Origin of the sequence: Cytobacillus sp. NCCP-133, assembly GCF_026011715.1 — a bacterium.
Classification (GTDB): domain Bacteria; phylum Bacillota; class Bacilli; order Bacillales; family Cytobacillaceae; genus Cytobacillus.
Map to the genome: position 1 here is coordinate 1 of NZ_BRVM01000058.1, position 835 is coordinate 835.

Sequence of the window (835 nt, forward strand, 5' to 3'; positions counted from 1 at the left end):
GTATGGAAATCGCCACGCTCGTTCGTCGTTACCACCAGTTGGAACAGGAGATTGAAAGCATTACGCAGCACTTGGTTGAACTTATCAAAACATCAGTAGAATACGAATGGCTCTCAACGGTTCCTGGCCTTGGAGATACCACCATTGTCGATTTACTAGCTGAGATCGGAAGCTTTTCCCACTATGAAGATCCACGCCAATTAATCAAACTCGCGGGATTGACATTACGTGAGAATTCATCCGGTCAACACAAAGGACAAAAGCGAATATCCAAACGGGGCAGAAGAAAGCTTCGCGCCCTCTTATTCCGAGTGATGATGCCGATGATTCGTCATAATGAAGCCTTTAAAAGGCTTCATGATTACTACACAAATCGTAAGGATAATCCGTTACGCAAAAAGCAATCAATCGTGGTTCTATGCGGGAAACTCTTAAAGGTTCTACATGGAATCAGCACGAAGCACAAAGCGTTTGACGCAAAGCGAATGATGAAGGATATTCCTAGTCTCGCAGAGGCTATGTAAAGTCCTGCATCCCTTTAAATGACCTAGACAACAGGATGACACGGAGAAGCTGGCACTATATCATCCATTCGACCTCGAGTCCCTAAAGGAGCTTCGCTAGCCTCTGCCTTATGACTAGACCGAACGAAGGAATGTAGGCACTTTGATGCCCAGAGACATGGGAGGGTACGTCATCATAAGCTACGCAGAGATCCATTGTGCATCGCATAATTCATGATCACTACTTTACCATCATTACCCAGTAGTGACCGCGTAGCGTACCCACCAATTGTAAGAGAATCACATATTTATTAATTTCTGTTAGGGCGTAT

General features: G+C 44.8%; 1 protein-coding gene. It reads left to right on the top strand.

The genetic code is table 11. The features are described from left to right. Positions 1-524: transposase (locus tag NCCP133_RS21820; RefSeq protein WP_264807318.1), on the top strand; the 524-nt coding region annotated here is incomplete at its 5' end. Positions 525-835: the final 311 nt, after the last annotated feature.